Source organism: Peribacillus sp. SIMBA_075 (genome assembly GCF_046534585.1).
In genome coordinates this window covers 1-312 of the sequence record NZ_JAWRYN010000330.1, presented here as the reverse complement: position 1 = coordinate 312, position 312 = coordinate 1, and the positions used below count along the sequence as shown (strand labels likewise).

1 protein-coding gene is annotated in these 312 nt (G+C 52.2%); it reads left to right on the top strand.

Going from position 1 to position 312, the window contains the following annotated elements; translation table 11 throughout:
- The coding region (locus SB775_RS28450; RefSeq protein ID WP_410864529.1) for an ABC transporter permease at window positions 1-270 on the top strand (270 nt) is incomplete at its 5' end.
- Window positions 271-312: the final 42 nt, after the last annotated feature.

The following is a 312-nucleotide window of genomic DNA, read 5'->3' as shown; positions in this document are numbered from 1 at the left end:
CCTAACTGCTTGGCGCCAATTATCGTCGTTGCGACGCTGGGGCTCGGACAGGCGATTGTGGCAGAAGCGACACTCAGCTTTTTGGGGCTCGGGATTCAACCGCCCGAATCCAGCTGGGGCTGGACCTTGGCATTTGGCATGAAATTTTTACAGGATGCGCCTCATCTATCCATTTACCCGGGTGTGGCGATCATGCTCACGGTGCTCGGCTTCAATCTCTTGGGCGATGGCATCCGTGACCTGACAGATACCAAATTGAAACGAAAATAATGAGGAGGCTTAACCCATGAACCAAGTAAAACGCGAATACAA